A 25621-nucleotide genomic window follows, 5' to 3' on the forward strand; every position below is an offset into this window, starting at 1 on the left:
TGCAGCCGTGAGTCTACAGAACCGGCAGTTCCCAGTTGATGGGGTCCGCGCCCAAACCCACCAGGAGATCGTTGGTCCGGCTAAAGGGCTTTGAGCCGAAGAAACCCCTCGAGGCCGAAAGCGGACTCGGATGGACGGACACGATGGACGGCGCCCCGCCCAGCAGCGGCACCACGCCCTCGGCGTCCTTGCCCCACAAGATCGCCACCAGCGGACTTTGCCGCCCATCGCCGTCTGTACGGTTTACGACGGCGGTGACCGCCGCCGTCGTAATGGCCTCCCAACCTTTGCCGCGGTGGGAACCGGCGTTCCCGGCTTCGACGCTGAGGACTCGGTTCAGGAGCAGGACGCCTTGCTCGGTCCAGGCGCCGAGGTCGCCGTGAACACGCGGTGAAAGTCCGAGGTCGTCGCGGAGTTCGCGATAGATGTTGACCAGGCTTCGGGGGATGGGCCGTGTTTGCCGCGACACTGCGAAGGAAAGTCCAACGGCGTGGCCGGGAGTCGGGTAGGGATCCTGGCCGAGAATCAAGACTTTGACATCGGCCAGCGGTTGCTCGAAAGCCCGCAGCAGGTTTTTGGCCGCAGGAAGAACCTGTGCGCCGTTTGAGGATTGGCCGGCCACGTACTTCAGGGTCTCCCGGAGCTGGCCTTCCACAGGGCGCAAGGCGTCGGCCCAGTCGGGAGCCATCAGGTCTTCGAGTGGCGCCTCACACAACGCGGCGAAGCCCGGGTCGGCCGAGTCGGCAGGTTCAAGATCAAAGAGTGCATCCTCGCCAGTCATCACGCTATTGTCTCCCGCGCGGCACCCGCACTGCGAATGACAGCCTTGTTATTCGCCCGTAGCATGGGGGTAGGACATTTTCCCCCCAATAAGCGTCGAAGGAGTGTGCCGTGGCAGAACCAGCACCGGAACCGATGGCGTCGCAGGCCACAGGTTTCGCGCTCGAGGACCTCGCAGCCGAGACCCGCAGCGACTCTCCGTTGAGCGAACGGGATCAGCAGATGCTGGCACTGGAGCGGCAGTGGTGGAAGTACGCCGGGGCCAAAGAACAGGCTATCCGCGAGCTGTTCGACCTCTCCGCCACCCACTATTATCAGATCCTGAACGCGCTGATCGATACCGAGGACGCGTTGGCCCACGATCCCATGCTCGTCAAGAGACTGCGTAGACTACGTACGTCCCGCCAGCGTGCGAGGACTGCACGTCGCTTGGGGTCCGACGCGTAAATCGCCAGGCTGATCAGTCAGCAGCAACCAGCAAGGACACCGCTTCACCATGACCAAATATGCCAAGGACGAATTCGACCGGGTTCCGCAGAACACGTCCCGTCAAGGCGTTCACCGCGACGCCCAAGAGACCGCACGCCCCACCCTGTGGCCGGTCCTGACCGTTGGGGCAGTGGCCTTGGTGCTCGGACTGGTGGCCTTCCTGATCCTCCCCAACCTTGGGCTGGTATCACCGGGCGCAGCATCAAACGCCACGACGCCGGCACCCCAGCAGACTTCAACAGCACCGTCAGCTGCACCCACTGAAGCGAGCAGCGCGCCGTCCGCCTCCGGCGATCCCGGCAGTCAAGCCAGCACCGAACCGGCGCCGTCGGATTCTCCTTCTGCGACTCCCTCCTCGGCTCCTGTGGACAAGACCACTCCGGTAGCTGTGTACAACGGCGCTGGAACAGCCGGCTTGGCCGGGCGTGTGGCCGGCCTCGTTCAGGGTGATGGTTGGGCGTTGAGCACGGTAGGGAACTGGGGTGGGCTGCCGCAGCAGACGTCCGTGATCTTCTACAACACCCCGGAGCAAAAGGCGAACGCTGAGGCCCTGGGAACCTTGCTGGGCATTCAAACCATTGTGGAAACGCCTGAGGTTCAACAACCCCTGGTGGTTGTGGCCGGCCCCGGTTTCCAATAAGAATCACGCCCGGCTTGAAGCGATAAGGCCCAACTCGGTTAAGCCTCAATAACAAAAGCGGTGCCTTCGCTCTTTGGGGCAGCGCGGTGATGGTGACAGTGGTTACAGTGGATTGATTCCGGTACGGAGATCCCGGCAACCGGTCTTGGCTACTGCGAAAGTGTGGGCATTATGGCTTTGGGAACCGTCAAATGGTTCAACGCCGAAAAAGGCTACGGATTCATCACTGTGGATGAATCCGGCGACGACGTCTTTGTGCATTGGTCGGCCATTCAGATGGATGGCTTCCGCGCCCTCGAAGAAGGTCAGCGTGTTGAGTTCGAACTTGGGGAGGGCCAGAAGGGTCCGCAGGCCGAAGGCGTCCGCGTCGCGTAGGTCAGCCCACGGCTGAAAGCCCTCCTATTTGTAGCGGGAAGTGGCATCCCTGCTTGCACTCTCACCGGTCGAGTGCTAATTATTGAGTTAGCACTCCTACGGTTCGACTGCTAAGTCCGGCCCGGCTCATCCCGGCGGCGGGCAGGCGTCGAATCTGCGGAGGATCAAGAAACACCTTGGTGGGGTGAGGTCCGGAGCGCGTGGCATACAGAGGCCGCAAGCAATGGACCGTCCGTCGCGGGCACCCCATCTGACAGGTACCTTCTTAACGACTGTCCCGAAAGGACTACCGCCGTTATGGCCAAGATCATTGCATTTGATGAAGAGGCACGCCGCGGCCTCGAGCGGGGCCTGAACATCCTCGCAGACGCCGTCAAGGTCACCCTCGGCCCGCGTGGACGCAACGTCGTCCTCGAAAAGAAGTGGGGCGCCCCCACGATCACCAACGATGGCGTTTCCATCGCCAAGGAGATCGAACTGGACGACCCCTACGAGAAGATCGGTGCAGAACTGGTCAAGGAAGTTGCCAAGAAGACGGATGACGTCGCTGGCGACGGTACTACCACTGCAACCGTCCTCGCCCAGGCACTGGTGAAGGAAGGCCTGCGCAACGTTGCCGCCGGAGCCGACCCGCTGTCCCTCAAGCGCGGTATCGAGAAGGCTGTTGAGGCAGTCATCAGCGAACTGCTCGCCTCCGCCAAGGAAATCGAGACCAAGGAAGAGATCGCAGCTACCGCTTCCATCTCCGCCGGCGACCCGGAAATCGGCAGCCTCATCGCCGAAGCCCTGGACAAGGTGGGCAAGGAAGGCGTCATCACGGTCGAGGAATCCAACACCTTCGGCCTGGAGCTCGAACTCACCGAAGGCATGCGCTTCGACAAGGGTTACATCTCCGCTTACTTCGTCACCGACGCAGAGCGCCAGGAAACGGTCCTCGAAGACCCGTACATCCTCATCGTCAACTCCAAGATCTCCAACGTGAAGGAACTCGTCACGGTTCTGGAGAAGGTCATGCAGTCCAACAAGCCGCTGCTGATCATCGCCGAAGACATCGAGGGCGAGGCCTTGGCCACCCTGATCGTCAACAAGATCCGTGGCACCTTCAAGTCCGTTGCCGTCAAGGCTCCGGGCTTCGGTGACCGCCGCAAGGCACAGCTGGCCGATATCGCCATCCTCACCGGTGGCCAGGTCATCTCCGAAGAAGTTGGCCTCAAGCTCGAAAACGCTGGCCTGGAACTCCTCGGCACCGCCCGCAAGGTTGTTGTCACCAAGGACGAGACCACCATCGTTGAAGGTGCCGGCGACGCCGATCAGATCGCAGGCCGCGTGGCCCAGATCCGCGCCGAGATCGAGAACTCCGACTCCGACTACGACCGCGAGAAGCTGCAGGAACGCCTGGCCAAGCTGGCCGGCGGCGTTGCAGTCATCAAGGCCGGTGCCGCAACCGAAGTTGAGCTCAAGGAACGCAAGCACCGCATTGAGGACGCAGTCCGCAACGCAAAGGCTGCTGTTGAAGAAGGCATCGTTGCCGGTGGTGGCGTAGCCCTCATCCAGGCTGGTGCCAAGGCATTCGCCAACCTCACCCTCCAGGGTGACGAGGCAACCGGTGCCAACATCGTCAAGGTTGCCATCGATGCACCGCTGAAGCAGATCGCCTTCAACGCTGGCCTTGAGCCGGGCGTTGTGGTGGACAAGGTTCGCGGCCTGCCTTCCGGCCACGGCCTGAACGCTGCCACGGGCGAGTACGAAGACCTTCTGGCTGCCGGCGTCAACGACCCCGTAAAGGTCACCCGCTCGGCTCTCCAGAACGCTGCTTCCATCGCTGGTCTCTTCCTGACCACCGAGGCCGTAGTTGCTGACAAGCCTGAGAAGAACGCTCCGGCTCCCGGCGGCGACGACATGGGCGGCATGGGCGGCTTCTAAGTCTCCCTGCTGTAGCGATACAGCACCCGGCATCACGCTGAATAGCATTACGACGGCGGTCCTCACCATTTGGTGGGGGCCGCCGTTTTGCGGTCCCAGCCCAACTAGGTCGCATAAGTGCGCGTTTAGAGGGCTCAGAACGCGCACTGATGCGACCTAGTTGGGTGCTAGCACGGTTTCAGTGTCGGTGGGGTCTGGCAGGATTAACCCCATGACGATTATTGCTGCCGCCGATGGGTCTGCCCTCGGTAATCCTGGGCCGGCCGGTTGGGCCTGGTATGTTGATGACTCCTGTTGGCGAGCAGGGGGTTGGCCGCACGGTACCAACAATCAGGGCGAACTAATGGCCGTCCTGGACCTGTTCCGGTCCACGGCCCACGTGCCGCAGGAAGAACTGCTGATCCTTTGCGACAGCCAATACGTCATTAACTGCATCACCAAGTGGATGCCGGGATGGAAGCGGAAGGGTTGGCGCAAGGCCGACGGCAAGCCCGTGCTGAATGTGGACCTTCTCAAGGACATTGATCAAGTGATCGTTGGCCGTAAATACTCCTTCGAATGGGTCAAGGGCCATGCTGGTCACCCCCTCAATGAAGCAGCAGACGAGCGCGCCCGCGCTGTTGCTACCGCCTACCAGCAGGGCGTTGCGCACCGAGCAGGCCCTGGGTTCCCTGGAGCCCACGAGGGCGGTCCGAGCCAAGAGCGGGAAGGCTCGCAGCAGCAGGCTGAGTCGCAGCGGCAGGCTGAGTCACGTATGCAAGACAGTGCTCCTCTGCCCGTCTCTTCAAGCACCGGTGCCGGCGCCTCCGCTGTGGGCGCTGCTTCCACGGCCACGAAGGCAGACCGAAGCCTTCGACCGCATTTTGAGCCGACGCTCTTTGGCGAATCCGGCATCTTTGGCCAGGCCGATCTCTTCAGTGAGCTGGAGGATGACGCCTCGTCCCAGCAGTTGTCGGCGGAGGACACCGTCTTGGCGCTGGAGCGGGAACTGCTTCGGCCCGATGTGAGGGCGGACATTGGCAGGATTGCTGTGCTGCTCCACCCGGACTTCGCGGAGATCGGGAGTTCGGGCAGGTTCTGGACGCGGGACGCCATGATGGTGGCTTTGGAAGAGGACCCGGGAGAACCGACTGAACTGGAACTGCTCAGCGCAGACCGGCTCAGCGACAACACCATGCTGTTGAATTACCGAAGCTTCGCAACCACGGGCTCAGCACTTCGCAGTTCCGTCTGGATGCTGGACCGCGGCCAATGGCGACTGCGTTTCCACCAGGGGACTATTGAAAGCTAGGCCGGATGAAAGCTAGGCCGGAGAACTGACGCTGAACGGAAGTTACTCCTGACCTGCGAGGCGGCTGCACAGGGGGAAGACAGCACGCCCCGCAGGAGTTCATGGGAGCGTAAGTAACTCGACAGTGTGAGCTAATAGGTGAAGCGCTGCGTGTTTCCCTGCTCCACTTCCAGGTAACTTGTGGCCGCTGTTGACAGAGCCAGATTGATGGAGGCCAAGGACGCCTCCACCTTGCTTTGGGTCAGGGACCACTCCATGACAAGCGCCTGGAAGTTGGTGGCTGCTGTTCCCCGCCAGGTCGCCTCGAGTTCCTCAAGGCCGCGCCGCATGGTGTGGACATCGGAACTGATGCGATCCACAGTTCCTTTGACGTTGGCTGACTTGAGTTGGAGAAGTTCGGTATCGACTGAGATAACGCTCATGGGTGATGCCTTTCGACGACGATGTTCCGCGTGGTGCGGGGATGCTTGGCTACAACATTGAGCCTAGGCAGCCGCCCGCAGCCGCAGAACAGGCATACGTCGCTATGTGGACAACAGCGCTATGTGGACAACAGCTCGGCTGATTCCTGGTGGAAGGGGAGGCTGACTACCAAAGTGGCGCCGCCGCCGTCGGTCTCTGCAACCTGGACCGTACCGCCGTGCGAGCCAACAATCGCCGCAACAATTGCAAGGCCGAGACCACTGCCGCCTGTTTCCCGGGTCCGTGAGGTGTCAGCACGGTAGAAGCGCTCGAAGATCTTATTGGTTTCGGTCTCCGGAATGCCTGGCCCGTGATCGCGGATCTCTATGACTGAAACGGAACCCGACGGAGTGTTTCGAACACCGACAGCGAGTTCTATGGGGCTGCCTTCGGGGGTGTACCGCAGCGCATTTCCCACCAGGTTCCCAATGACCTGCCGGAGTTTTGCTTCGTCGCCTTGAACGGGTGCAGCAGTGGGGGAGGCATCGTCGAGCCCGGTGAGCGTGATGGTTCGGTCTCCGGAGGAGGCCTTGGTGTCCACTACGGCATCGTGGGCAAGGAGCTGGAGATCCACTGGCTTGAGTTGAAGGGGCCGCTGCTCATCAAGCCGGGCAAGCATCAACAGGTCTTCCACCATGGACCCCATACGCTTGGCTTCGCTTTCAATCCTGCCCATTGCCATGGCTACGTCTTCTTTGGTGGCCAATGCTCCGTGACGATAAAGCTCGGAGAAGCCACGGATGGTCACCAAAGGTGTGCGCAGCTCGTGGGAGGCGTCCGCTGCGAAGCGGCGCATGCGCCCCTCGGAAGCAGCGCGGGCAGCAAAGGAAGCTTCAATATGGGCAAGCATGGCATTGAGGGAACCGCCCAGCCGGCCAACCTCAGTGTGCGGGTTATCCACCTCCACGCGGCGGGACAGATCACCGGCCGCGATGGCTGCAGCCGTCTTCTCCACCTTGGCAAGCGGACGGAAGGACCGCGCCACAGTCCACGTGGCGATGAAGAACGCCAGGACCAACGTCAACAGGCCCACGCCTACAACCACCAGGACGGCGTGCTCCATCACTTTGTCCACCGGGGTGAGAGGCAGCCCGATGATCACTACGCCGTTTTGGCCGTTGGCGGTGACCCCGATGGCCACCACGCGCCAGTTGGTTCCGGCCGTGCCTTTGACTTGGAAGGGGGAGTTGCCGCGAAGCTTGGCTTCAGCTGCGGTGATATTGGCGATCGCCGGACGATCACTCTGACTGCCGCCGAAAGGATAAGGCTCCAGACCTGGAACGTACAGCGTTAGCGAGTAGTCCGTGGGCACGGCAGTGTCGGTAGGCGTTGAGGGGTTGGGCTGGGCCAGCTTGTCGAAAGACTGCTGGTCCTGGGCCAGGGCGACGGCGGCTTTGAGTTTGTCGTCCACCTGGCCTTGCAGGTAACTCTTGACGAGCGTCAACGTTCCCGCGCCCGTGGCCGCCAGGGCGAGCAGCAGCAGGCCCATGATGATGGCGACGAGCTGGGACCTCAGGGACGCCGACTTCCAGCGAAGCAGCAAGGGTCAGCGCTTCTCTGCCGTCCGCAGCACGTAACCCACGCCGCGCTTGGTCTGAATGAGGGCTGCGGCATCGGGATCGATGTCCACCTTGCGGCGCAGGTAGGAGATGTAGGACTCCACGATCGAAGCATCGCCGTTGAAGTCGTACTCCCACACGTGGTCCAGGATCTGGGCCTTGGATAGGACGCGGTTGGGATTGAGCATGAGGTAGCGCAGGAGCTTGAATTCGGTGGGGGAGAGCTCGATCACGGTGCCCCCGCGACGGACCTCGTGGGCGTCGTCGTCGAGTTCAAGATCGTCCACGCGGATCACGGCGTCGTCGTCTTCCAGCGGCTGGGTGCGGCGAAGGACCGCGCGGATGCGCGCCACCACTTCGTCCAAGCTGAAGGGTTTGGTGACGTAGTCGTCGCCACCGACGGTGAGGCCGGTGACTTTGTCCTCGGTATCATCCTTCGCTGTGAGGAACAGCACCGGGAAGTGCTTGCCTGCAGCGCGGAGTCGACGGGTGACCGTGAAACCGTCCATGTCCGGCAGCATGACGTCCAGAACTGCCAGGTCCGGTGAGTGGAGGTCGGCCGCGGCGAGGGCTTCGCGACCATTGGCGGCCGCAACAACCTCGAAGCCTGCAAAACGCAGCGACGTGGACAGCAGCTCGCGGATGTTGGGTTCGTCGTCGACTACGAGAAGCTTGGCTTCAGGACCGTTCTTTTTCATGACACCCATGATGCTCCCAGAAACTGGGAGTTTTCTGGACGCCGCATGGGAGCCGCCTGCGTGGCTAAGGGCGGCAGGTCAGGCCCCCAGCACCAACCCCGCTCCCAGCGCCACCATGGTTGCGGCGATCCCGCCATCCAGGAATCGCCAGGACAGTGGCCGGGCAAAGAAGCCGCGGAGGTAGCGTGCTCCAAATCCCAATGAGCTGAACCATAGGATGCTGCCCAACATGGCGCCAGCCCCGAACCACCACTGCAGCTGGTCGCCCTGGGCGCTGGCTATCGAGCCCAGAAGTGCTATGTCCAGATAGACGTGCGGGTTGAGCCAGGTTAGCGCCAGGACGGTGGTGACGGCGGCAGCGAGACCCCGCTTCGCGCCGGCGTCGTTGACGCGCCCTTCACTTGCTGTCAACGACTGCGGACGGAGGGCGCGCCGGGCGGCCACAATGCCGTACGTCACCAGGAAGGCGGCGCCCACATAGCGAAGAACCACGACGGCGGCAGGGGCTGCCGTAACAAGCGCACCCGTGCCTAATACACCGGCCGCGATCAAGACGGCGTCGGACAAGGCGCAGACCGCCACGATGGGCACAATATGCTCGCCCCGGATTCCTTGCCGGAGGACGAAAGCGTTCTGGGCTCCGATAGCGACGATCAGGGCGAGGCCTGTGGCCAGGCCGAGGCCAGCGGATTGGAAGAAATCAGTAAAGTTCACCCTTCGAAATTACGGGCGCAACAACCTTTAGGCCAGCTAAAGATTCTCATACGGCATAAGATATTCTTATGCCGCAATTTCCTTCTGACCAGCTCCTTACGTTCGCCACGGTCCTTTCAGAAGGCACTCTTGATGCTGCCGCCCGCATGCTTCACATCACGCCGTCGGCCGTCTCCCAACGGCTGAAGGCACTCGAACAGTCGGCCGGGAGGGTCTTGCTTCAACGCAGCAACCCTGCCCAGGCCACGGAAGCGGGCGAAGTGGTCCTTCGTCTGGCGAGGCAGGTAGCGCAACTGGAAGCTGATGCCGGACGCGAACTAGGGCTGGATGGGGACAGGGCCCAGTTGGCTGTACCCATTGTGGTCAACGCGGATTCCTTGGCGGTGTGGTTCCTGCAAGCGCTGGCCCACGTGCCTGAAGACCTCAACGTCACCTTCGACCTCCACAGGGATGATGAGCAGCACTCCACATCCTTGCTTCGCTCCGGGAAAGTGATGGCCGCCGTGACGGCAACTCCAGAGCCCGTGCAAGGGTGCCGCGTAGAGAGTCTTGGCGTGATGCGCTACCGCGCGGTTGCAGCCCCGCAGTTCGTGGAACGGTGGTTCCAGAAAGGTGAAAAGGGTTTGGACAAGCACCCGGACAAGCACCCGGACAAGCACCCGGACAAGCACCCGCGCAGCCACGTGGACGGAGCCGCACTCAATGCGGCGCCCACTGTGGACTTCGATCGCAAGGACACCTATCAGTGGGCGTTTGTGCAGTCGGCGTTCAAAGCTGAGGGCGGCGCGGTTCCGGACCGGAAAGGACCCCGGCATTACGTCCCGGCTTCCCAGGACTTCGGCGACGCGATCCGTTTGGGCCTTGGTTGGGGCTTGATCCCGGAAGTTCAATGCGGGCCTGACATCGCCGACGGACGGCTCATCGAACTCGCCCCGGACCGACCCTTCGATGTGCCGCTCTACTGGCAACGGTGGAAGACGGCGTCAAGGGTATTGGACGTCCTGAGCGACACGGTCCGTGAGGTGTCCGGCCAGTACCTGGCCAAGCCCTGAATCCACGAAATCCCAACACGCCTGCGGATGCTTCCTATAATGTCAGTGCCCCGTTCCACACTTAAAACATGGCAAACACAGCAGCTCCCGCAAGCATCCACCAGAACCGCACCAGGGACGTCGAGTTCCATGTGACGTATCTGGATACCGATTCGGGCCGTATTAGGCGCGAGGATTTTGACGACCTGGCCGCAGCCGAACGGTTCGCCAGTGCCCAACTCCGCGATGAGGACGGCTGGGCCGTGGTGGATCACGTAAAGATTGAGGTCACCAGCAGAATGGTCGCCTAAGGTTCACCCCTCTCAGGCCGTCCGTTTACTCAGGCCGTCCGTTTACTCAGGCCGGTTGTGTGATTGGCCGCCGTGCACGAACGGCGATGACACGCCTTGGTACTTCAGAAGCATCATCATTCCTTCGGCAGCGTGGTCCAGATTGTGGCAATGATCTATCCAGATCCCAGGGTTGTCAGCATGGAGTAGTAGTTCCCACACTTCGCCCGGCAGCACGTCCACGGTGTCCAGGTTGAGTGGTGACCCGCTGGGGACCACACCGTTCCTGCTGAGGACCTGCACGTGGTGACCGTGCGGGTGCATCGGATGTGGCTCTGAGGTGCGGTTCACTACCGTCACTTTCACGGTGTCGCCCTCAGCCACTTCAATGGACGGAACCAGCGGATACGCTGCCCCGTTCACGGTGAAGGCGTACCGGGGAATCCCGTCGACAAATCGGAATTGCCGGTCCAGCACCATCACTTCTTCCCGCGTGATGGGACCGACGGGCCCCGAGCCATCACGGCTCCTATCCAGCGGTTCGACCCCACCCAGCGGTTCGACCCCATCCAGCGGTTCGACCCTATCCAGCGGTTTGCCATATTCCAGAAGGTCGAGCACCGGCGTGGTGGTGAAGACCCCTGCCGGCGCCTTCTCCCGAGCCAGTTCCTGGGAATCTGCGTCTGCTGAACCTGGCGGAGCAATGACCACGACGGCGCTGGCTGCTGCGTCCGAACGCACGGTGACGGGCGAGGCGGGCATGGTGAAGGCGACGTCCACCCGACCACCGGCGCCAAGGCGTACCAGTTTGCCGGTCACTTCCTGGGGCTGGTTCACTTCGGATCCGTCCACGGCTACGGCCTTGAAGGCCACGCCTTGAATCAGGTACCGCTGCTGCACGGAATCGGTGTTGATCAGACGAATCCGCACACTCGAACCAGGTGTGGCCGTATGCACGGTGGTGCGGTCTGAGGAGCCCAGCAACCCCAGACCGCTGAGGTCGTGCCCCGCCACCACAATGTCCGTATCGGCCCGGGGGGATGTGGGGTGGTGCACGACGAACGTGCCATAGAGGCCCTTGCGGACCCCTTCGGCGGAATCCTGGTGGGTGTGGTACCAGTAGGTGCCGGTTTGGGCGGCGGCGAAGCGATACGTCATGGACCCTCCGGGCATGACGGCGTTCTGGGTAGCCCCTGCCACCCCGTCCATGGCGTTGGGGACGTCGTACCCGTGCCAGTGCAACGTCACCCCCGCAGCCACATCGCGGTTATGGAGCACCACCTCCATCACTTCTCCCAGTTGGGCTTCCAAGGCCGGCCCGGGGAGGCTGCCATACGTCCAGGCCTCCGTGGTCTGTCCGGATGGAAGCGTTACCTGTTCCATTCGCGCCGTCAGTTCGTAGCGCCGGACCACAGCGTCCGCGAAGGCATCGCCCACCAGGCTGGTCACCGGCGTCGGATCCTTCACCGCAACGCCAGCACCGCCGTGATGACCGACGGCGGCGGTGATGGTGGCGCCGTCCACCGACCGGCTCCCAAGCCAGGCAAAGACCCCCGATCCCAAAGCGGTACAGATCATAAGCCCGGCCACCGCGGCAGCCGCCGTCGGCCGCCGGACAACGGCAGAAGCGCCGCCGCCGGGAGCCGCGCCGGACCGAGGTGCGACCTGTCCTGTCTGAGGAAACAGTGCGAGCTTTGCGGTCAGCACAGATGCCGCCACCATGAACAGCACCACCGCTAGGCTCCAAAGTGAGGGGAATGGCCCCAGGACGAACGTCAGCGCCAGCGATGCCACGGCGGAAGCGGCAGCAGCCACTATGGCCAGGACGGCCCATTCGCGGGATCGTCCAGGATCTGGTGTGACAGGTTTGGAGCCGGTGTTCCGCCTCCTCAGCAAGAACGGAACACCGGCCGCCGCGGCCCAAGCCGCGGGGATGGCGGTCAGAGGCACGTTGATGGTTATGCGTTCGCTGGCAAACCACCAACTGCCCGCCACCAAAGCGGGAAGCAATGCGTACCGTCCCACTGTCACTGCGACGGCTGTACCCAATAGGAGCAATGCAAGGTCAGTCCGGCGGGACTTGTCCTTCAAGGACGCGCTCATCCACGCCGCGCCGATCCAGGCGCCGGCCGACACGAAAGACAGCAGCAGATCTACTGCCAGCAGCTGCGAGGTGTTCACAGCTGCCGGTGCTTAGGCTGTGCTGGGGGACGTGGAAGCATCCGAAGATGCAGCCTTGGGAGGCAAGGGTTGAGGGTTGAGGGCGGCAGCTTGTGCGCGCTTGAACAACCAATAGGACATGAAGATCATCATCGCGCCCACGATCGGGTGGATGGAAACCACCCACGAGCCCGAAGGAGTGATGAACTCCGGGGAGGATCCGGTCAACATGCCGCCGACAATAAAGATGATCAGCTGAAGCCATGTCAGCAGGAAAATACCTGCCGCCAGCCAGATAGTACGGGATCCCGCTTTGGCAATGGCTGCTACGATCGCGGCCAGCAAAGCTGAGTACCGAAGCACATATTGGCCGTTCACGGCATGGTAGACGCCGGCTTCACGCTGGGCTTCGATGGTGTTTTGGAAGTGGAAGTATCCGGCGAAGAACAGCTGTGCGAGTGCTGACAGCAGGACAATCGCGGAGAGGACCAAGAGGGCTTTACGCATTGGGGAATCCTCTGGTAATCAATTCACAGATTCTTCAAGGCCTTCGAACCATCGGCTCCCTGGCTGCGGGCTTCCCCCACCGCCGATGGCTGGCCGCCAGGCTGCCTGGACCAGGGGCAACCATTAAGGGCGGAGAGCTTCTCTAGGAATCGTAAAGTTGATGGAAATGAATAGCAAGAGGCGTGGGAAACATTGTTCCGGCTGGCTTCCTACTGCTCCTGCCCAACGTCCTTGCCCACGTCTTTGGCGTCCATGATTCTGTAGGCGTAGCCCTGCTCAGCCAGGAACCTTTGGCGCTTTGCCGCGAAATCCTGGTCCAGCGTGTCCCGTGCAACCAAGGAGTAGAACCGGGCTGCGCGGCCATCTTGCTTGGGACGCAGGAGGCGTCCCAACCGTTGGGCTTCTTCCTGCCGTGAGCCAAAGGAACCTGAGACCTGGATGGCGACCGACGCCTCAGGCAGGTCGATGGAGAAGTTGGCCACCTTGGACACCACCAACGTGTGAATCTCACCTTTGCGGAAAGCATCAAAAAGCTTCTGCCGTGCCTTGACGCTGGTTTCGCCCTTGATCAGGGGAGCGTCCAACCGCTCGGCGATCTCGTCCAGTTGGTCAATGTATTGGCCGATCACCAGCAACTGTTCACCCTTGTGGACTGCCACGAGCTCTTCAACCAGTGTGGTTTTGGTTTCCGAGGTGGCGCAGAGCCGGTATTTGTCGGCATCGTCGGCCATCGCATAGGCCACCCGTTCGTCGCGGGGGAGGTCTACCCGGACTTCAACACAGTCGGCGGGCGCGATGTAACCCTGCGCCTCGATGTCCTTCCATGGTGCGTCGTAACGTTTGGGACCGATCAGGCTGAAGACCTCGCCTTCGCGCCCATCCTCCCGCACCAGCGTTGCTGTGAGGCCTAGCCGACGCCGTGCCTGGAGGTCGGCGGTCATCCGGAAAATCGGGGCGGGCAGCAGGTGGACTTCGTCATAGATAATGAGTCCCCAGTCGTGCCCGTCCACGAGTTCCAGGTGCGGATAGAGTCCACCGCGCTTGGTGGTGAGGACCTGGTAGGTGGCAATGGTGACCGGCCGGACTTCCTTGATTGCACCGGAGTATTCGCCGATTTCGTCTTCGGTCAGTGATGTCCGCTTGAGCAGTTCGTCCTTCCACTGCCGGGCGGAGACGGTATTGGTGACCAGGATGAGCGTGGTGGTGGAGGATGTAGCCATCGCTGCTGCGCCTACCAGCGTCTTTCCCGCACCGCAGGGAAGCACGACGACGCCGCTGCCGCCGGCCCAGAAGTTCTCCGTGGCCAACTTCTGATAAGGGCGCAGCTGCCAGCCGCTTTCGTCCAGCATGATGAGGTGCGGTTGCCCGTCGACGTAGCCGGCCAGGTCCTCCGCGGGCCAGCCCAGTTTGAGGAGCAGCTGCTTCAACTGTCCGCGCTGGGAAGAGTGCACCACCACGGTTTCGCCGTCGATCCTGGGCCCCAGCAGGGGAGCAATCTTTTTTGCACGGATGACTTCCTCCAGCACAGGGTAGTCATCGGTGCGCATCACCAGTCCGTGCTGGGCGTCCTTTTCAAGCCGTAGCCGGCCGTAGCGGGACATGGTCTCTTCGATATCGATCAGCAGGGAGTGCGGGACAGGAAAACGGGAGTACTTCAGGAGGGTATCGAGCACCTGCTCCGCATCCAGCCCTGCAGCCCGGGCGTTCCAGAGACCCAGCGGCGTCAGCCGGTAGCTGTGCATGTGTTCCGGGGCGCGCTCCAACTCGGCGAAGGCGGCGATTGCATGCCGGGCCTCGGTGGCGAGCTCGTGATCGACTTCCAAGAGGATGGTCTTGTCACTTTGTACGATCAGCGGACCGTCGGTCACTGTTGAGTCCTTTTCATGAGCGCAGCTCTCCTGCGGGTTCCACATCGATGATCCGGTGGATGGACAACACCCGTTCGGTGTCCTTGGCGGGATCGAACACCCTCACACGCCCACCTGAGACAGATACTGGAACAACGGTTTCAGTGTTGGCATTCCCCAAGCTGTCCACCACGTTCATGGTGACCGCCTGTTTGAGCCGGATAGCCGTTTGCAGGGTCTCCAGGCCGAGCTGGGTGGACGCCTCGCCGGTGGTTTCGGCCGGGACGGCACGGTGTTGGCGCAGCACCGAAAGCTGTGCCTCCACGTCGTCCTCCGGCGGAGCCGTTCGGGGCGCAGTGTAGACCGGACGGGCGCTGCCAGGCAGCGCCGTGGTTCGCTTGAAACGCACGACGGCGGTCTCGGCCTCCTGCACTGCAGGCGATAGTCCCAGCTCGCGAAGGACGCGCGCAGTCTCTCGCGGGCTGGCAGAGGAGGTCAGGACAGTGGGTGCGATGCGCACCAAGCTCAAAGCCGACGTCCGGGCTTCGCGGAGAAGATCGGTAATGGCGGTCTCGTCGTCGCTCTGGATGAAGCTGGCACTCGTTCCGATTCGGAGGCGGCCGTGCCGGGAAGCGGTGTCCTGGATAAGGTACTCCAAAGGTTGGGGCACGTCCGTGGCCGAATGCTCACGGAGGAACGCCAACAGAGATTCCGCATCCTGTCCGGCGTCCAAGGCCCTCCGGATGGAGGTGGCCGAGAACCGGTAGATCGACGCCGGACCCTGGCCCTCGGCGTCGGCCATCAGCAGCAGCGTATCGCCCAGCTCCGGCGCGAGGTACCCGGGCGCCACTGCTGTGAGATCGGCTTGGAGGAGAATATGGTTCACGGCGGCCGGTAAATGCTCACCAAGGATGGTCAGGGCTTTTTCCGGCTGGGCATCGGCAATGGCCGCACCCAATTGGGTTAACGCCCCTGATCCCATCAGGCCCAGAAGCGTGGCTTCCTCAAGGATGCCTCGGACCAGTGAACTGAACCGGCGGGACATCCGCGGCTGGGACCACTCGGCCCGCTGCAGTACAGCCCTGGCGTCCAAAACAGGCGCTTTGCCATCCGGTGCGGCCGCTTCGGCTGTGAGCTCATTGAGAATTTCAAGGACCCGACGGCGAACAACAGGGGCGTCGGGCCGTTGCGCTTCCGCGGACAAAGCGTTGATGGTGGTACCGGCCGTGCCTTGATGGGCGGCCGACGACGTCGGGCCGGTGAGGGGCTGCCCCACCAGGGAAGGTGCCCTCTCGCTGGCCAGCCAGGCATTGACCAGCCACAACCACTGTTCCTGCCGGGGAAGGTTGAGCCATTCGAGCGATGGCGGCTGGACCCACGTGGAACTGTCCACGTCCAAACGGAGCAATCCCGCCATGGCGCACAACTCCAGGAGGACGGCCGTTTCATGGACACCCAAGCGGATGGATTCGGCCAATCGTCGCAACTCGCGCACACCCACACCGCCGCTTCGCAGCGTAGCCAGGGGTTGTTCCCGCACCGCGAACAACAGCTCAGCAGTCAGCCGCAGGATTTCCGCGATCGCCCCCATGGCCGCATTCCGTCGCAGGGCAGCACTGGTATGGCCGAGTTCCGGAACAGGTGGCGTCAGCGTGAAGTCGTCCACGATCGCACCTCCGCGCAACGCAAGACCCACGCTGTGGGGCAGCTCCACGTGGCCGGCATCCAGGGGGACCAGCAAACCGCGGGCCAACAGCCAGTCGATAGGGCCGACGTCGTGACTTTCGTGGGTGACCGAGGCCCGGCGCTGCGCTTGGGGCACTGCGCCCATGGCCCAGCTGCCGAATTTGTCCAACAAGCCCACAGTCCGCTCCGGCGCCGTCGCCAGGATGGCGCGCAGGTTCTCAGGGGTGGATGTCCAGCGTTGCAATGCCAACGCAGCGTCCATGGGAGTGCTGGCGGGGTGGATGCCCGCGCCGCTTTGATGAAGCTCGGCCACCAACTGCACTACCCGCTGGGCAAAGGCCGGTTGTAACCGGACAAGTTCGGTGTAGCTGCGCCCGAGTCCCGCCGGGTAGATGCCGATCACGTCCTTGAGGCTGCCCACCGGAAGATAAAAGCGCTGACGGGACGAGGTTGCTGGTGACCCGGTGGGCGGATCCGCCCTGTGGACCAGTGCCAGTTCCTGCAGCTTTGCGAGGATGGGATCCAGTGCCGAAAGGGTGGAACCGGCAATGACCTTCTTCAGCCCGGCCGCGGAAATACTGTGGCCGGTATCGGCATTGGTACACAGGTGCAGCGTCTCCAGCACCTGCATTTCCGGTTTGTTCAGGCGTTCCAGGGCCCGTTGGACACTGACCCGGGCGCTCGCCCTCGCAGCCAGGGCCGCAAAGTCGGGCGCCATGGGGGAGATCAGGTCCGGCCGCGCGGCAAACAAGGCCCGCAGCGAATCGTCGCTGCGCGCTTCCAATTCCTTGCTGAGCGCGCGAATAAGGGACATCAATCCAACGTTACCGCTACGGGGCCGCTGGTGCCTGTCAGCGGGGGCGCAGGTTATTGCCGGCGCCGCTGGCGAACGGAGTCAACTACCAGGAATATGCCGAGCATGAAGGCCACGGGCAGTCCGTAAAGTGCCGTCCAGGTTACCCACACCGGCGCAACTCCCTCATTAAAAGCCACAGCCATGACCGTGCCCACTGCGGCCAGGGAGAGGACTGCAATGACGGCGGCGATGATCATGAGGGGGCGGCGGTAACCCGGGAAAGTCATGGGCACAACGCTAGCAGTTAGGCCGCAGCGGGGACTTCTGTCTGCACCATTGTTGCCGCTCTTGTCCTGTTCGCGTACTGCCTGTGTCTTGTTCCGGTGCTGCGTGGTCGCGGCAAAGCGGGAATAGGGGGTCCGGCAGGATAACCTTGAAGGAACAGACCAGCACGGACCGGGCTGTCACCCTCGATCCCGCAGATCCCTGCGGATGCGGTGATTGGCCCGACGTGTCTCCCAAAGCAAGAACGAAGAAGGTTGATTACGTGCCTACCGGCAAGGTCAAGTGGTATGACAAGGAAAAAGGCTTCGGATTCCTCGCGGCAGAAGACGGGCAGGAAGTATTCCTGCCCAAAACGTCCCTGCCCGCGGGCGTAACTGAGCTCAAGGCCGGAACCCGGGTGGAGTTCGGCGTTGCCGACGGCCGCCGTGGCGCCCAGGCGCTGGGACTGCGCGTCCTGGAGAAAACGCCGTCCATCGCCAAAGCCAAGCGCATGAACGCCAAGGACCTTGCACCCATGGTGCAGGACCTGGTGACGGTACTGGATAACCTCTCCGGCTCCTTGTCTTCAGGCAAGTACCCCGACGGCAACAAGGCAAAGGCCATCAGCCTGGCCCTGCGCAAGGTTGCCGACGAGCTGGAAGCTTAGGACCGCCATGACTTCGGAATCCGCACAGGACACCAAGGCCGGCCCTGAAGCTGCCCAGGCTCCTGGAAACGGGGAAGCCCCCGCGCGGAAGCCTGTCGCGGCCAAACCGCGCACCGGGTTACCCGTGTGGCGCACCGGCAAGCCTGACGCGTTTCTGGCTGCCGCCGTCGATGCTGCTCGTGTTGCAGTTGAAGGCATCGCCAGCCCGGGTGAAGTGGGGGCGCACCTTGGCGCCAAGTCGGAGGGCGACCGTGTGGTGACCCACCTGTTCGAGTCCCGCCTCGCCGGCTACGGCGGCTGGCAGTGGTACGCCGTGCTCACCCGGAACTCCCGCTCCAAGGTGGTAACGGTGAGCGAGCTCGGTTTGCTGCCCTCAGAGGATTCCATCCTGGCCCCGGAGTGGGTGCCGTGGGCCAAGCGCGTCCGTCCCGAGGATGAGACGCCGTTGGTGGAAGAGACTGTTGAGGACGTCACGGAGGAGTCCGTGCAGGCCGCAGAAGACGAGGCCACCGAGGCAGCCGAGGATTCCGACGACGCTGAAGACGACGACGAAACCGGGGCTGAATAGGCATTGCGGAAACCCGGGGTGACCACAGTGAAGGCGGACGCTGATGTCCACCTTTAGGTCACTCGGAATCCTCAACTACCGCATCTGGTTCTTCGGTGCGCTGATCTCCAACATCGGCACCTGGATGCAGCGGACGGCGCAGGACTGGTTGGTCTTTGACCACTTGACCGCGCACGACGCCGGGGCCATGGGCATTACCCTGGCACTCCAACTCGGTCCCCAGCTTTTCCTTGCTCCGTGGGCGGGGCTGCTGGCCGATCGTTACAGCCGGCGGAAGCTCCTGCTCATCACCTTGGTGGCCATGGCCCTCCTCAGTACGGGCCTGGGCGTGTTGGTACTGCTGGGCGTCGCTGAACTCTGGCACGTCTACCTCTTTGCCCTCATGCTTGGAATAGTCACTGCCGTGGACGCCCCCGTCCGCCAGACTTTCGTCTCCGAACTCGTCACCGACGATTACCTGCCCAACGCGGTTGCGCTCAACAGCGCCTCCTTCAACGTGGCGCGGATGATCGGCCCCGCTGTTTCCGGTGTTCTGACGGTGGTGGTGGGCCCCGGCTGGGTGTTCCTCATCAACACGGTGTCTTTCGTTGCCATGCTGTGGGCACTGAAACTTATTCCTGCGTCCTCACTCCGCAGTCAACCCCGGGCAGCCGCGGGCAAGGGGCGGATCAGGGAGGGATTGCAGTATGTCAGGAACAGGCCCGACATCCAGGTGGTCCTGGTGGCGATCTTCATCGTGGGCACGTTCGGGCTCAATTTCCCCCTGTTCATCGCAGCCATGGTGGGCACCCAATTCGGCATGGATGCGGGTGCCTTTGGGGCCTTGAACTCGGTCATGGCCATTGGCTCGGTGACCGGTGCGCTGTTGGCCGCCCGGCGAGGCAGGCCGCGCCTCAGGTTGATCTTCGGGGCCGCCGGCGGGTTCGGACTTGCCAGCGCCCTGGCCGCATTGGCACCCAACGCCGTGCTGTTCGGGCTCGCCCTGATTCCGTGCGGACTCTTCGCCCTGACCCTTATCACCAGCGCCAACGGCTACGTTCAATCCACCACGGAAGCCGTGATGCGCGGGCGGGTCATGTCCCTCTACATGGCCATCTTCATGGGCGGCACCCCCATCGGGGCACCGCTGGTGGGGTTGGTGGCCAACGTCGGTGGCCCACGGTGGGCCGTGGGCGTCGCCGCGGTTGCCGGCGTCAGCACCGCCGTCGTGGGTTTGCTGTGGATCATCCGTGCGAAACAACTGCGGCTCCGTTTTGACCGCCGGGCCCGCGGACTGCGGCACTTCCGGGTGGAGTCGCTGCTTGCCCCTCCGGATACGGACGACGACGGCGCAAGCAGGCAGGGCGGGTAGCGCACCTTAAATGGCGGCGGCTTAAATGGCAGCGGCGCCGTACGGGAGCTACCCGCACGACGCCGGCCAAAGCCCGTGGTGCTACTTCTTCAGTTCTCCCACCACGTAGTCGATGCTGGCGAGCAGCGCGGAAACGTCGTCCGGCTCGATGGCGACGAAGGTGGCGATGCGGAGCTGGTTGCGGCCGAGCTTACGGTACGGTTCGGTGTCCACCACGCCGTTGGCGCGCAGGACCTTGGCGATGGCCGCGGCGTCAATGGAGTCGTCAAAGTCGATGGTGGCGATGACGTTGGAGCGGTCCTCGGCGTTTGCGACGAAAGGCGTGGCGTACTCGGAGGCCTCAGCCCAGGAGTAGATGCGGTTGGCAGAATCTGCCGTGCGCTTGCTGGCGAAGTCCAGGCCGCCGTTGCTGTTGAGCCACTGCACCTGTGCGTCCAGGGTCACCAGGGTGGAGAGCGACGGGGTGTTGTAGGTCTGGTTCAGCTTGGAGTTATCAATGGCCGTCTGCAGGTCCAGGAAGTCCGGGATCCAGCGGTCGCTGGCCTTGATGCGTGCAGCACGCTCCAGGGCTGCGGGGGAGAAGAGGCCCAGCCAGAGGCCGCCGTCGGAGGCGAAGTTCTTTTGCGGGGCGAAGTAGTAGACGTCCGATTCGGCAACGTCAACGTCCAGCCCGCCGGCCGCCGAGGTGGCATCCACCAGGACGAGGGAGCCTTCATCAGCACCCTGGACGCGTTTGACGGGCGCAGCCACGCCCGTTGACGTTTCATTCTGGGGCCAAGCGTAGACGTCAACGCCGGCTTCGGCCTGTGCCACCGGGCGGGTTCCGGGTTCGGCCTTGATGATGGAGGAAGCATCGAGGAAGGGTGCCTTGTTGGTGGCGGCAGCGAACTTGGAACCGAACTCACCGAAGGACAAGTGCTGTGCCTTCTTCTCCACCAGGCCAAACGCCGCCACATCCCAGAACGCCGTTGAGCCGCCTACGCCGAGGACAACCTCGTAACCTTCCGGAGCGCGGAAGAACTGGCTGAGTCCTTCACGGACCGAACCCACCAGGTTCTTGACTGGAGCCTGGCGGTGGGAGGTACCCAGGATGGTGGACGATGCTGCAGACAACGCCTCGATCTGTTCCGGGCGAACCTTGGACGGTCCAGCGCCGAAGCGTCCGTCCTTGGGCAGAAGGTCGGCGGGAATGGTGATGCTGTTGTCGCTCACGTGGCGCTCCAATGGGTGTCGGCTAGAGATGGGAGGTGGCATGGGGCATCAACTGCCCCTTCGACACCCCAATTCTGCCTGACACGGCCCGGCCTCAGGAACCTGCCACCGTCATAGTCCGCCACGTGGAATGCGGTCCCACCGAATGCGACCGGAATTATCCAGAGTAATTCCAAATAAGCTAGGCTGGGGGTTGGCGTTCCGGGGGCGGCGGTGCACACCGTCCGCCCTTGCCAGGGACGCGGTACGGTGGAGATTACGCAAGGAACTGCGTTCGAGGAGAGCTGAGCTGGATGACGGATCTGATCGATACCACTGAGATGTATCTTCGGACCATTTTGGAGCTTGAAGAAGAAAACATTGTGGCCCTGCGGGCCCGCATCGCCGAGCGCCTGCGGCACTCCGGCCCCACTGTTTCCCAGACCATCGGACGCATGGAGCGCGATGGCCTGGTGATTGTGTCCAACGACCGCCACCTGGAACTGACGGAAGCGGGCCGGAAGCGCGCCACCGAAGTCATGCGCAAGCACCGCCTCGCGGAGCGCCTGCTGGCCGACGTCATTGGGCTCGATTGGGCCTACGTCCATGATGAAGCGTGCCGCTGGGAGCACGTCATGAGCGAGCGTGTGGAGCGTCGGCTCTACGAGCTCTTGGAACACCCCACGGAGTCTCCCTACGGCAACCCCATCCCCGGACTTGAAGCGCTTGGCGGCCTTGCCAGCCAGCCCTTCCCTCGGCTGGATGTCAACCTGCTCCAGGCAATGGACGGATATGCCGCCGCTACCCGCGTGGTGGTCAGCCGCCTCGCGGAGCCCATCCAGGTTGAGCCGGAGCTCCTGACCCAATTGGACGAAGGCGGAATCCGTCCCGGCGCAAGTGTCTCGCTGGAGCGCGTCGGCGAGTACATCTCCGTCCGTGTTCCGGGCATCGAAGGCGCTTTGGAGCTGCCGCCCGAGGTGGCCGCGCACGTCTTCGTATCCCTCAACTGAGTGTCGCCGGCAGCGCCGTGTCAAACCTCACTTCTGTCACTTTTTAGCGTGCGTGACCTGCGGTTTTCCGAAAATAGTGATAAGGGCTTCTCGCTCTGAGCCCGATCCTGTTGATAACGAATTTATTACCGAAGGCCTTAATCCCCTATAGTTATTTACTAGCGCTGATACCAAAGCGTTACCTGATCCGGAGCCGAGCTCTGCCAGCGGATCAGGTGTGTCACCCACCACTGGCAGAGGCGGGGGAACCACAAGCGGCTGTCTAAAGAAGCAGCCTTGGGGTGAAGTCCGCAGCAGAAGTGCCCACGTATACAAGTCCCTCTTGGGATACCTGTGTGCCGTGAGCGCCTCGCGCGGACCGGGTCTTTGTACTCTCTGACCCGAATCCGACAGCTAACTTCGCAGGCTTTTGAGAGAGGAACAGAGTTTGACATCGCAGAACGTCAGGGGTCGCCGCCGCGCGTCCGGCCCCGCTGCTGAGCTGCGGCCAGCCACCGTCGTCACGGAGATCCGGCCCCGCGCCACCGAGCGTCAAGTGCGCCGCCGTAAGAGCCCCCTGCGCCAGGTTGCCGACTTCGCCGCTGCCAGCGGCGTCGGGCAGAAGGCCGGTGTTGCGCTTGCCGCCACCGGGCTTGCCCTGACTGTCGGCCTGCCGGCCACCAGCCCGGTCATGGCCACCTCGGAATCGGGCCAGACCGAGTCCGCCCTCGCCGTCGCAGCCCCCGCGGGCAGCCAGCCCGAGGTTTCCGCGGCCGCGTCGGCGAAGATCGACTTCAGCCGAGCCGCAGTCGCCACTGCCGCTGACCCCGATGGGAAGTTGAAGCAACTGCTCAGCGCCCAGTCGGCCGGAAGCATCCAGCGCGCATCATCCGTTGGCACCATGGCCAGCCCCCTTGACACGCTTACCACGGCATCGCCCTTCGGCTACCGCATCAGCCCCCTCACGGGCGGCGCCGGTGACTTCCACCGGGGCCAGGACTTCGTTGCCCAGTGCGGCACCGCTGTCCACGCAGCGGCAACCGGCAAGGTCACTTTCGCCGGATGGCACGAATATGGCGGAGGCAACCGTGTGGTGATCGACCACGGCAACGGCCTCGAGACCACGTACAACCACCTGTCGTCCTTCACCGTCCAGGTGGGACAAACCGTCAACCGTGGCGATACCGTCGCGCTGAGCGGCACCACGGGCGCTTCAACCGGCTGCCACCTCCACTTCGAGGTTCAGGTCAACGGTGAAGTCGTAGACCCCATGGGCTGGCTCTAACCAATCTGATGGTCGCCTCTCGCATGTGCGGGACACCCCGTGACCTGAATGTGACATTTGCGTTCAACTGTTGTAGCGTACAGAGCGCATCGGCTTTTTAGGGGGCCGGTGCACTTGAGTGGATTGCCTAGCTCTGCCACCTCTCAAGGTCCGTTCGCATAAATCGTCTGGCAGGGGCGGGGGAACCACTTCTGGTCTTCGTGAGAAGGCCTTGGGGTTAAGTCGCAAATCTTCCTTGGAAGCGGCGCGGCCGGATGACTCCCATCCGAATCCGACAGCTCACCTCGCAGGCATTGGGAGAGGCTACCTACGTGTCATCACGCACTACCCCTGCGCGCCATCGCGCCCAAACGGTTCGCACGAACCCGTTGAACACGCTTTCCAAGGCTGTATCCACCAACGCCGGAACCATGAGCCGTCAGGCCATCGTTCTGGCCGCAGCCTCAGGCCTCGTCCTCACCGTCGGATTGCCCGCACAGGCAGCCGACGCCGATGTTTCCAAGACTGAAGCCTCCAGCACCCAGCAGCTGGTTGTAACGGCAGTGGTTACCGCAGAGCCAACAGCCACCGTTTCCTTCGAGAGCCCCACCGTGGCCACCAAGGAAGCCCCCAAGGTAGTCCAGCGCGCAGCGCAGGTTACCGAACGAGCAACGGCCACCACGGACGAAGCCCCTGAAGCCGTGACGGCGAAGTCCTCCGAGGCCAAGGACCCGGCTGCCAGCGCAGCTGCTTCCGGCCTTGCTGCTATTGCCTACACCGGCATCGGCTCCCCGTACGTTTGGGGCGGAACAACACCTAACGGCTGGGACTGCTCCGGCTTCACCCAGTGGGTCTACGCCCAGGCAGGCATCAGCATCCCCCGCGTGAACGCCTGGACGGCTATGACGCCCACCAGCACTCCTTCTCCCGGCGACCTCGTCATGCAGAACGGCGGAGCCCATGTGGGCATCTACGTCGGCAATGGCATGATGATCAGCGCTTTGAACCCCGGCCAGGGAACGCTGCTGCACTCCGTAGCGTCCACCGGCACCTCCTCGTTCTACACCCTCCGCTAGAAACAATCCGGCTCGGGGTGGGCCGGCATGCCCGCAATGCCGGTCCTACCCGCTACCCGTGTGCACCCAACGGCGCTCGGATACGAAAAGAGAAAATCATGACCAGTGCAAACAAGCTTGCACGGCACCGCGCTGAGGCCCCCAAGACCAGCTCGCTTGCCGTCATTGCCAAAGCTGTCAGCTCCAACGCCGCCGGCGTTGGCCGCCAGGCAGCAGTGATCGCCGCAGCTTCAGGCCTGGTCCTGACCAGCGGCATCGCGGCCAACGCAGCCGAGACCAACGTTGATCGTGAGTCGACCTCCACGTCCACATTGGACGTCCAGTCCGTAGCGCAGGCCACCATCGCGGCCGACTCCACTGTGGCTATCTCTTACGAGCGTCCCGTGGTCACCACCGTGGAAGCTCCGGCTCCCGTTGTGGTGGAAGAAGCGCCGGCCAAGGTTGAAGCCAAGGAAGTACCTGCGGTTGCCGCCAAGGCCGCTCCTGCAGCCAACGCCACCGTGGCCGTCAGCAACTCAACCCCCGCTCCAGCAGCTCCGGCGGCTTCCAGCGGACTCGGCGCAGCCATCGCTGCAGCTGCTTACGCCCAGCTCGGCGTCACCCAGGACTGCACCATGCTGGTCACCAACTCCCTTGCAGCCGTGGGAATCAACTTCCACGACTGGCCTGCAGGTTACCTCTCCTTGGGCCGCACGGTCAGTGCAGCAGAAGCCCAGCCCGGCGACCTCGCCTACTACGCAAACGGTGGTTTGGCCGGACAGGCGCACATCGCTGTATACGTGGGCAACGGCCAGGCAGTTCACGGTGGATGGAACGGATCCACCACGGCACTGTTCAGCGTCAACGTCGGTTCCGGCCCGGTTTTCATCCGCGTCAACGGCTGATTCACTTTCTTCAGAACACCCCGCAGGCTCCGGCCGGCGGGGTGTTCTGCTTTAACCGCGCATGAACTCTTGCCGACACTGTGAGCGAAACGACAGAAAAATTCGTTGATACGGCATAT

Annotated in this window: 25 protein-coding genes and 2 riboswitches; of the genes, 14 read left to right on the top strand and 11 right to left on the bottom strand. The window is 63.0% G+C overall.

The features are described 5' to 3' along the window. Positions 1 to 13: 13 nt before the first annotated feature. Positions 14 to 781 (bottom strand): uracil-DNA glycosylase, encoded by a 768-nt coding sequence (locus ACZ5J0_RS04610; protein WP_464094277.1) that lies wholly within the window; start codon positions 779 to 781, stop codon positions 14 to 16. A 110-nt stretch (positions 782 to 891) separates the two neighbouring features. On the opposite strand from ACZ5J0_RS04610, the gene ACZ5J0_RS04615 reads away from it, so the two are divergent. The 5 genes from ACZ5J0_RS04615 (at position 892) to ACZ5J0_RS04635 (ending at position 5498) form a co-directional block, all read left to right on the top strand. Next, on the top strand, positions 892 to 1227 hold the full coding sequence (locus ACZ5J0_RS04615) for a DUF3263 domain-containing protein (protein ID WP_024819788.1): 336 nt from the start codon (positions 892 to 894) through the stop codon (positions 1225 to 1227). Positions 1228 to 1276: 49 nt separating this feature from the next. Continuing rightward, positions 1277 to 1909, top strand: coding sequence for a LytR C-terminal domain-containing protein (locus tag ACZ5J0_RS04620; RefSeq protein WP_464094278.1), 633 nt, complete (start codon positions 1277 to 1279; stop codon positions 1907 to 1909). A 171-nt stretch (positions 1910 to 2080) separates the two neighbouring features. After that, positions 2081 to 2284, top strand: a complete 204-nt coding sequence (locus ACZ5J0_RS04625; protein WP_011773737.1) for a cold-shock protein — start codon at positions 2081 to 2083, stop codon at positions 2282 to 2284. Between the two features lie 297 nt (positions 2285 to 2581). Next, the gene (groL, locus tag ACZ5J0_RS04630) at positions 2582 to 4207 is read left to right on the top strand and encodes a chaperonin GroEL (protein WP_142940101.1); all 1626 of its coding nucleotides are present in this window, start codon (positions 2582 to 2584) and stop codon (positions 4205 to 4207) included. Positions 4208 to 4418: 211 nt separating this feature from the next. Further along, positions 4419 to 5498 (top strand): ribonuclease HI family protein, encoded by a 1080-nt coding sequence (locus tag ACZ5J0_RS04635; RefSeq protein ID WP_223941954.1) that lies wholly within the window; start codon positions 4419 to 4421, stop codon positions 5496 to 5498. Positions 5499 to 5629: 131 nt separating this feature from the next. Here the strand turns inward: ACZ5J0_RS04635 and ACZ5J0_RS04640 are convergent, their stop codons facing one another. The 4 genes from ACZ5J0_RS04640 to ACZ5J0_RS04655 form a co-directional block, all read right to left on the bottom strand. Further along, on the bottom strand, positions 5630 to 5920 hold the full coding sequence (locus ACZ5J0_RS04640) for a WXG100 family type VII secretion target (RefSeq protein ID WP_142940099.1): 291 nt from the start codon (positions 5918 to 5920) through the stop codon (positions 5630 to 5632). Between the two features lie 119 nt (positions 5921 to 6039). After that, positions 6040 to 7503 (bottom strand): sensor histidine kinase, encoded by a 1464-nt coding sequence (locus ACZ5J0_RS04645; RefSeq protein WP_464094279.1) that lies wholly within the window; start codon positions 7501 to 7503, stop codon positions 6040 to 6042. A gap of 3 nt (positions 7504 to 7506) precedes the next feature. After that, the gene (locus tag ACZ5J0_RS04650) at positions 7507 to 8217 is read right to left on the bottom strand and encodes a response regulator transcription factor (protein ID WP_024819794.1); all 711 of its coding nucleotides are present in this window, start codon (positions 8215 to 8217) and stop codon (positions 7507 to 7509) included. A 78-nt stretch (positions 8218 to 8295) separates the two neighbouring features. Next, a complete protein-coding gene (locus tag ACZ5J0_RS04655; protein WP_464094280.1) occupies positions 8296 to 8931 on the bottom strand; it encodes a LysE/ArgO family amino acid transporter in 636 nt (211 codons plus the stop codon). Positions 8932 to 8999: 68 nt separating this feature from the next. On the opposite strand from ACZ5J0_RS04655, the gene ACZ5J0_RS04660 reads away from it, so the two are divergent. Together ACZ5J0_RS04660 and ACZ5J0_RS04665 are read left to right on the top strand one after the other, a co-directional pair. Further along, a complete protein-coding gene (locus ACZ5J0_RS04660; RefSeq protein ID WP_464094281.1) occupies positions 9000 to 9983 on the top strand; it encodes a LysR family transcriptional regulator ArgP in 984 nt (327 codons plus the stop codon). A gap of 68 nt (positions 9984 to 10051) precedes the next feature. Further along, positions 10052 to 10273 (top strand): hypothetical protein, encoded by a 222-nt coding sequence (locus ACZ5J0_RS04665; protein ID WP_142940095.1) that lies wholly within the window; start codon positions 10052 to 10054, stop codon positions 10271 to 10273. 42 nt (positions 10274 to 10315) lie between these two features. On the opposite strand, the gene ACZ5J0_RS04670 is transcribed toward ACZ5J0_RS04665, so the two are convergent. The 5 genes from ACZ5J0_RS04670 to ACZ5J0_RS04690 form a co-directional block, all read right to left on the bottom strand. Beyond that, positions 10316 to 12433, bottom strand: a complete 2118-nt coding sequence (locus tag ACZ5J0_RS04670; RefSeq protein ID WP_464094282.1) for a multicopper oxidase family protein — start codon at positions 12431 to 12433, stop codon at positions 10316 to 10318. 12 nt (positions 12434 to 12445) lie between these two features. Beyond that, on the bottom strand, positions 12446 to 12919 hold the full coding sequence (locus tag ACZ5J0_RS04675; protein ID WP_142940093.1) for a hypothetical protein: 474 nt from the start codon (positions 12917 to 12919) through the stop codon (positions 12446 to 12448). Between the two features lie 209 nt (positions 12920 to 13128). Beyond that, on the bottom strand, positions 13129 to 14787 hold the full coding sequence (locus ACZ5J0_RS04680; RefSeq protein ID WP_166841601.1) for a DNA repair helicase XPB: 1659 nt from the start codon (positions 14785 to 14787) through the stop codon (positions 13129 to 13131). A 13-nt stretch (positions 14788 to 14800) separates the two neighbouring features. Further along, entirely contained in the window at positions 14801 to 17266 is a 2466-nt protein-coding gene (locus tag ACZ5J0_RS04685; protein WP_464094283.1) for a helicase-associated domain-containing protein, read from the bottom strand. Between the two features lie 53 nt (positions 17267 to 17319). After that, positions 17320 to 17535 (bottom strand): hypothetical protein, encoded by a 216-nt coding sequence (locus tag ACZ5J0_RS04690; RefSeq protein WP_142940090.1) that lies wholly within the window; start codon positions 17533 to 17535, stop codon positions 17320 to 17322. A gap of 260 nt (positions 17536 to 17795) precedes the next feature. On the opposite strand from ACZ5J0_RS04690, the gene ACZ5J0_RS04695 reads away from it, so the two are divergent. The 3 genes from ACZ5J0_RS04695 to ACZ5J0_RS04705 are packed head-to-tail and all read left to right on the top strand — an operon-like array spanning position 17796 to position 20098. Beyond that, on the top strand, positions 17796 to 18179 hold the full coding sequence (locus ACZ5J0_RS04695; RefSeq protein ID WP_026543217.1) for a cold-shock protein: 384 nt from the start codon (positions 17796 to 17798) through the stop codon (positions 18177 to 18179). Between the two features lie 7 nt (positions 18180 to 18186). Further along, the gene (locus ACZ5J0_RS04700; RefSeq protein ID WP_142940089.1) at positions 18187 to 18747 is read left to right on the top strand and encodes a DUF3027 domain-containing protein; all 561 of its coding nucleotides are present in this window, start codon (positions 18187 to 18189) and stop codon (positions 18745 to 18747) included. Positions 18748 to 18790: 43 nt separating this feature from the next. Then, a complete protein-coding gene (locus ACZ5J0_RS04705) occupies positions 18791 to 20098 on the top strand; it encodes an MFS transporter (protein WP_142940088.1) in 1308 nt (435 codons plus the stop codon). Positions 20099 to 20179: 81 nt separating this feature from the next. Here the strand turns inward: ACZ5J0_RS04705 and serC are convergent, their stop codons facing one another. Further along, on the bottom strand, positions 20180 to 21310 hold the full coding sequence (gene serC / locus ACZ5J0_RS04710; RefSeq protein WP_166841597.1) for a phosphoserine transaminase: 1131 nt from the start codon (positions 21308 to 21310) through the stop codon (positions 20180 to 20182). 293 nt (positions 21311 to 21603) lie between these two features. On the opposite strand from serC, the gene ACZ5J0_RS04715 reads away from it, so the two are divergent. From ACZ5J0_RS04715 to ACZ5J0_RS04730, 4 genes are all read left to right on the top strand, one after another. Further along, positions 21604 to 22299, top strand: a complete 696-nt coding sequence (locus ACZ5J0_RS04715; RefSeq protein WP_142940086.1) for a metal-dependent transcriptional regulator — start codon at positions 21604 to 21606, stop codon at positions 22297 to 22299. Between the two features lie 211 nt (positions 22300 to 22510). After that, a riboswitch (cyclic di-AMP (ydaO/yuaA leader) is annotated at positions 22511 to 22722 on the top strand. Positions 22723 to 22726: 4 nt separating this feature from the next. After that, a complete protein-coding gene (locus ACZ5J0_RS04720; RefSeq protein ID WP_142940085.1) occupies positions 22727 to 23563 on the top strand; it encodes a M23 family metallopeptidase in 837 nt (278 codons plus the stop codon). Positions 23564 to 23708: 145 nt separating this feature from the next. Continuing rightward, positions 23709 to 23870: riboswitch (cyclic di-AMP (ydaO/yuaA leader) on the top strand. A gap of 4 nt (positions 23871 to 23874) precedes the next feature. After that, a complete protein-coding gene (locus ACZ5J0_RS04725) occupies positions 23875 to 24618 on the top strand; it encodes a C40 family peptidase (protein WP_238703480.1) in 744 nt (247 codons plus the stop codon). Between the two features lie 98 nt (positions 24619 to 24716). Beyond that, entirely contained in the window at positions 24717 to 25502 is a 786-nt protein-coding gene (locus tag ACZ5J0_RS04730) for an NlpC/P60 family protein (RefSeq protein WP_464094284.1), read from the top strand. The last annotated feature ends 119 nt before the right edge of the window (positions 25503 to 25621 follow it).

The sequence above is a fragment of the Arthrobacter sp. DualSoilB13 genome, from assembly GCF_055389195.1.